At 55.8% G+C, this 6,347-nt stretch carries 4 protein-coding genes and 1 pseudogene; 2 read left to right on the top strand and 3 right to left on the bottom strand.

Translation table 11 applies throughout. The annotated features are described in order from the left end of the window. Window positions 1–39 precede the first annotated feature (39 nt). Entirely contained in the window at window positions 40–609 is a 570-nt protein-coding gene (locus tag AB4Z11_RS19560; RefSeq protein ID WP_442027046.1) for a GNAT family N-acetyltransferase, read from the top strand. Between the two features lie 137 nt (window positions 610–746). Here AB4Z11_RS19560 and AB4Z11_RS19555 read toward each other — a convergent pair whose 3' ends face one another. Next, window positions 747–2,762: a methyl-accepting chemotaxis protein gene (locus tag AB4Z11_RS19555; protein ID WP_442027044.1), complete on the bottom strand. Its 2,016-nt coding sequence runs from the start codon at window positions 2,760–2,762 to the stop codon at window positions 747–749. A gap of 563 nt (window positions 2,763–3,325) precedes the next feature. Between AB4Z11_RS19555 and AB4Z11_RS19550 the strand changes: the two genes are divergently transcribed. Beyond that, the gene (locus tag AB4Z11_RS19550; protein ID WP_442027043.1) at window positions 3,326–4,345 is read left to right on the top strand and encodes an IS5 family transposase; all 1,020 of its coding nucleotides are present in this window, start codon (window positions 3,326–3,328) and stop codon (window positions 4,343–4,345) included. A 216-nt stretch (window positions 4,346–4,561) separates the two neighbouring features. On the opposite strand, the gene AB4Z11_RS19545 is transcribed toward AB4Z11_RS19550, so the two are convergent. After that, window positions 4,562–6,040 carry a chemotaxis protein CheW gene (locus AB4Z11_RS19545; RefSeq protein WP_442027041.1) on the bottom strand — a complete coding sequence of 493 codons (1,479 nt, stop codon included), beginning with the start codon at window positions 6,038–6,040 and terminating at the stop codon, window positions 4,562–4,564. A 2-nt stretch (window positions 6,041–6,042) separates the two neighbouring features. Then, window positions 6,043–6,347, bottom strand: a pseudogene (locus tag AB4Z11_RS19540) (methyl-accepting chemotaxis protein); the annotation flags it as partial.

Here is a 6,347-nt window from a genome sequence, read left to right as displayed (position 1 = left end):
GATCTATGCTGTTAGTCTTCTCTCTGAAGTGACAGAACTTTGAACACCAAGACCATCTTTATCAGCACACAAAAATTCGAAATTCATCGCGTATCTGGTGGTGATGTGGCGGCACTTTCTGCTTTATACGGATGTGCGCAAGCATCCATGTACGCTGACGAGAGCGTCTGGAAAACTCCCGACGAAGCAAGAGCTTACGTCGCCACCTCATTGGAAGAATATGAGAGAGGAACCGGACTACACTTAATTTTTACGCTTCAAGATCCAAGACGCGTCATCGGACACATCCGGCTGAAGTCGATAGATCAACGTCACCGCCGGTGCGATTTTGAGTTCTTCTTTGCCCCTCACCATCAAAACAATCGCTGGGTGTTCGAAGGCTTGGCAGAAGTCATGCACCACATCTTTGAAGAGTGGCGCTTCAATCGAATCAGCGCTGAGATTGACGCCGAGGATTCTTGGTCTGCGCGAATCCTAACCAACTTGGGATTTACTCGCGAGGGAGCTTTTCCTCGTAAGCGAATCTGCGGGGGACAGATGCGCAACTGCATCGGATATGGAATTCTTAGCGACGAGTGGCCCAGTCTGCAAGTATCGTTAGACTTATAAAGACTAATAATCAGCCGATGTTGCTCTAAAAAGATGCTTAATTCTTCGGCGCAAGCGAAAACAGCGCCGCGAGAGATGGCTGCCTCATCATTTCGCGCGCGCATGTATGGAGCAAATTACGTCTCTGTAGATACGATCTAAATCGCTCGCGAGATTTTCGCGGAAAGTCTACCTAACTTCGGAACATGTTTCGCCGACGAACTCGAGTATCCCTCCATATTTGCCTCAATCTGGAAAATGCTTATCGCCTTAACCAGTAATTGCGCCTGCTCCTTCAGGCTCTCAGAGGCAGAGGCGGTTTGTTCAACCAAAGCTGCATTCTGTTGAGTCGTATCGTCCATCTGGCTCACCGCAAGATTCACTTGCTCGATGCCCATGCCCTGCTCCCTAGACGCCATGGCGATTTCGGCCATGATATTGGTGATTCCCTCGACACTTTTCACTATGTCTTGCATCGCTGTGCCGGCCTGGCTCGCAAGCTTATTGCCAGACTCGACCCGCTCAACACTGAGCGTTATCAAATCTTTGATTTCCTTTGCGGCTGAAGCCGAACGCTGCGCAAGGTTGCGCACCTCAGCGGCCACTACGGCAAACCCTCGGCCTTGCTCTCCTGCACGCGCCGCTTCTACTGCGGCATTCAGTGCCAATATGTTCGTCTGGAATGCAATTCCATCGATAACTGCAATGATCTCTACGATTCGTCGTGAGCTATCATTGATTTCAGCCATGGTGCGAATTACCCTCGAGACTACTTCGCCTCCGCGAGCTGCTACACCAGACGCACTCTGCACAAGTTCGTTGGCCCTGCCGGCGTTGTCTGCGTTTTGCTTCACTGTGGACGTCAGTTCGTCCATGGCGGAGGCTGTTTCCTCTAAGCTGGAAGCCTGAGCCTCAATCCGTGCAGACACGTCAGCATTCCCACTAGCGATATCGCCGCTCGCCGCGTTAATGCTGTCTATGCTCACACTTACGTCAGATACGATTCCTCTCAAGCTATTGCTCATCGCATCTAATGCTCGAAGCAGTTGCCCTACTTCGTTCGGATGGCTAACATCAAAATTGCCAATCAGCTTACCCTCTGCAATCCGTTCTGCCACGATTACTGCGTTGGCTAACGGCGTTGTCACAGATTTCGAAATGAGAAGGCTAATCCAACCCGTAACTGCTAATAAGCCGGCCAGAGACACGACAATGATCCAGCGGCGTTTTTGAAAATGACGGATTTTTTCGTCAAGTAGCTCCGTGAGTTCTCTGGCAGCTGCCCCGCTCAGTTTGAACTGGCGGTCGATAGCCGAAGTGCTAATGGCGACATATTGCTCCCCCGAGTAAGTCAGGAATTCTGGCTTCACAATTTGCTCCTGAGCCAGCGAGCTCACCTTTCGCGCAGCCTCCGCCACTTCGCGCATCGCGTCGCCGAGCTCGCTCTCAATATGGGAATTGRCAGCCGCCGCCTTACCGAAAGTCGTCGTTGTCTGATCGAGTCGGCTGTCGACCAGGCCGATTATCGCGCTCAGTACTTGACGATCTTCTTCACTGGCCTCTTTCTTCGCTAGAAGGCCAGCACCTTTGGCGCGCATCTTGCCGACTTCTTCGGCCAGGTAAGGCAGCTGGTAAAACATCGCCTGTACCAGTAGGTAGCTGTCCTTGTCGGGATCGAGGCTGAGGCCGTAGGCGTCGCCGATCAGGTCGCTGGTCTTGAGCAGCTTGGGCACTAAGGCCGTGTGCGCGGCGTAGCTTTCCGGAACGCTAATGCGGCCACTGGTCACGCGATCTCTTAGGGTTTCCCAGTCGCGCTTAGCGGAGGCGAAGGATTCGCTGATGGCCGAGTCATGCAGGCCTGTGACCAGTTTTTCCAGCTCGGAGTACGCGGCATCCACCTCCTGCCGTTTGGCGCGGCACGGTTCCCGCACCGCTTGCACGCCGCCCAGTAAGAGGGATGACAGGCCGCGGTGCTGCTGCGTGAGCTGTACTACTTTTAATCCCATCAAAACTGATGACACTCCATCCCGCTCAATCTCAACCGAATGCATATATTTACCGGTTTCTTGCATGTAAAGCGTCACTGGTACGAGCGCAACAATAATCCAAAGCCCAGCCAAGACTAAAAACTTATACAGCAGTTTCAACCGGCCGAAAAAAGATAAAAATACCATTATTCCCCACGCGCATTATGAGATTACATTGATCAGTTATTGCATAACTTATGGGCAAGCCACTATTATTAATTTCGGAGGAAATAATGTATTTCACTAATATTATATTTTCCTCAAATTGCTTCAGCCCAAGTTTTTGAACCTAATTTTTACTTATTGGAACAGCTAAGCGTCGACTTTTTTAGGGCTGATACCAAGCGTCTAAGACTCAGGCAATCTCTCCTCAAACCTAATCTTGGAGAAGCAATTATCCCCCCCCCCCGGAAAAAAGCTGCCAATAATTGGTGATACGCCRCCAAAAACTCAAAAAAGTGATGTCCGGGGAACTAGACTTCAAACAGACGCGAACAGACTCTCATTTCGTTCAATAACTGTTACCTTTCGGCCCTAATGACGGTCCATGCTGGGACGGGCATACGCGATAAAAGTCCTACTCGTGCCCCGCCTCATCAAAACTACGGCTTTCACATTGGCCGAGTTGACGCAAAGATGGCGGAACGGCTACTAGGGAAGCGCTGATTTAATCGCGGCGCTGCGGCGCAACTGACCGGCAAGCTGTCACAATGGCTCCTCCATTCCAATGGAGTCCTGATGATGCAAYCGAGTTTTCGGATGCCGAATACGCCAGCAAGAAAAAGCTGACGCGGCGCGACCGCTTCTTGGCTGAAATCGAGGCTGCCACGCCGTGGCCATCCTTGGTGGCGGTCATCCTGCCGTATTACCCGAAGGGCGATGGGCGTGGCCGTCCGCCGATTGGGCTGGAGCGCATGCTGCGCATGTACATCGCCCAGCAATGCTTTGGCTTGTCGGACGAAGGCGTTGAGGATGCGATCTACGATAGCCAGGCGATCCGTGGTTTTGTCGGCATCGACCTGACGCATGAGTCGGCGCCCGACTCGACCACGTTGCTGAAGTTCCGGCGCCTGCTGGAACAGCATGATCTGACCAAGCGCATCTTCAACGAGATCAATGCGCATCTGGCCAGCAAGGGTCTGACGATGCGCGAAGGGACCATCGTCGACGCGACCTTGATTGCGGCACCACCGTCGACCAAAAACCGTGATGGCGAGCGCGACCCAGAGATGCACCAATCGAAGAAAGGCAATGACTGGCACTTCGGGATGAAGGCGCACGTTGGTGTCGACATGGCCACGGGCCTGGTGCACAGCGTTGTTGGGACGGCTGGCAACGTCGCTGACGTCACACAGGCGCATGCGCTGCTGCACGGCGGGGAAGTGATTGCGATCGTTGACGCCGGCTATCAGGGTGTTGCCAAGCGCGCAGAAAACGCCGACTCGAAGGTGGTCTGGCATACTGCCCTGCRCCCTGGATTGCGCAAGGCACTCAAGAAGGACAAGTTGGGGCGCATTACCGAAAAGCTGGAGCAGACCAAAGCCAGCGTCCGCGCCAAGGTCGAGCATTGCTTTCATGTCGTCAAATGCCGGTTCCGCCATCGTAAGACGCGTTATCGTGGGCTGGCCAAGAATACGACGCAGCTGTATTCGCTGTTTGCCTTCGCCAACCTGATGCTGGCGCGCAGGTTCCTCGGCAGCTGGCACACCCAAGCTGCGTCCAGAGTTTGAAAAAGGGGGAAGCGGCAAGCAAAAAGCAGCCGTTTTTCGCTTCCAATCGGCTTGCAACACTCGATTATTTTTTTCCCAGCTCCGTCACATCGTCACGGCAGCTCGGTGGTGCAAAAACTGACTAAATCAGCGCTTCCCTAGCTAAAGTCTGTCTTCTTATTCAAATGGCGTCATCCAATCTTGAAAAGGGGCTGATTGACATTTTTAAGTGTCATACTAGAATTTTTCYGTCAAGCAGTTGAGCGGTAGCAAACACACAGTGGCGTTTCTTTCTAGCTCTAAAACCTCTAGAGATTCTTCCTGCAGGCCATCGGCTTCGCCTTTGCGCATCAGGCTAGGCGTTGGGTAGCGGTGCGAGTCGGCCACCGTGACGATGTCATTTACACCATCAACGATCAGACCAAAGCGCTCGTCACCACGTTCGATGACCAGCACTTTGCACAGGTCCGGCTGCGCCGAGGGCCGCATGCCGTACAGCACACGCAGGTCGACCAGGCTGACGAAATTGCCGCGCAAGTTGAGAACGCCCCTCAAGTAGTCCGGCACACCCGGCGCGCGGGTGATGTCGCCGCTGCAGTCGATGATCTCGCGCACCTGGCGCAGCTCGAGCGCAAACTTGTCGCCCACGGTAAAGGTGAGATAGACCTTGCGGCCGACGGCAGCACGCGCGGCCTTGTCCTTGCCGTCTTCGGGGAACAGGTTCTGGTGCCCCTGATGCAGCTCGCCAATCTCGCTGCGCGAGAAGATGCCATCGTGGTCGAGCAGGATCACATCGTCCTGCCCTGCCCTCGTCACGCAGCCGGCGAACATGCCACTGCGCGCTTTACTCAGCAGCGGAATCGGCATCACGTCCTCGGTATGGAAGTGGTCGATGCTTTCCACCGCATCGACCAGGAAGCCGATGGTGGCGTCGCCGATGCGGGCCACCAGCACGCGCTGGCCGGGATGGGGCTCGCTCGGCACGGCGCCGGCCAGGGTCGCGAAGTCCACCACCGCGATCTGCTTGCCGCGGAACAGCATGCGTCCCAAACACAATTGACTATTCAGGACTGAGGATTGCAGTTCGGGCACCTGCACGATTTCCTGGATGGCCTTCATCTCCAGCGCGAAATGGGCACCGGCGGCGCGGAAAGTGATGCTATGGCGCTTCTCGCCAACCGCGTGCAACTGGCGCTGGCGTCCCTGGCCACCCGCCGCGCGCAGGGCCAGTACCTGGGGCACATTCTCGATGCAGACCAGGCGCTCCACGTTCAGGACCTGCAGAAGGCGCCGTCCCTGGTCGAGCAGGATGGTACCCGCCACTACACCCGCCTCCCCCGCATATTGCAGGGTGCTGCGTTGCTCGGGACGCACGCGCAGCACCTCGCCGATGCCGTGCATCAGCAAACCGACCAGCACATCCTGGTGGTCGATGATGGCGATCTTGTGGCAAGGCTCGCCCTTCGGTGCCGACGGGTCGAACAGGCGGGCCAGGTTCACCACCGGGATTACGCTGCCGCGCAGCGTGAACATCCCCTCCAGATAATGGGGCGCCAGGGGCACCGTCGTCATGCGTTCCGGGAAATTGACCACCTCCCGAATGCACATGGCGGGCAAGGCAAATTCGTCGCTGCCCAGCAAAAAGGAGCCGAACAACTTCAGCGCAGGCGTCACTGTTCCGGCGGCGGGCGCCGCCACCACGCGCAGGACTTCCATGCTTACACCACGAAGCCGGCGACGATCTTGTTCAGGTCCCCCGCACGCTGATTCAGGTTCGCGGTGGAGGCGGCGATGCTGTCGCAGCTGCCAGCCGACTGCTCGGCCGCTTCCGCGATGTGCTGGATCGCCGAACTTACCTCGCGCGCCGTCAGCAGCTGTTCGTGGGCTTCACTGGAAATCACGCCGATGGCCTGGCTGGTCTTGCCCACGCCCTGCACGATCTTGTCGAAGGCCTCGCTGGCCTGGCGGGAGATCTCGCTGCCGGTGTTCACGCGCTTGACCGACTCGTTGATGAGCTTAGAGA

This window comes from Pseudoduganella sp. RAF53_2, from assembly GCF_052113985.1.
Classification (GTDB): Bacteria; Pseudomonadota; Gammaproteobacteria; order Burkholderiales; family Burkholderiaceae_D; genus Rugamonas.
The sequence above is the reverse complement of the archived record's forward strand: the minus strand, read 5'-3'. Positions and strand labels throughout refer to the sequence as shown.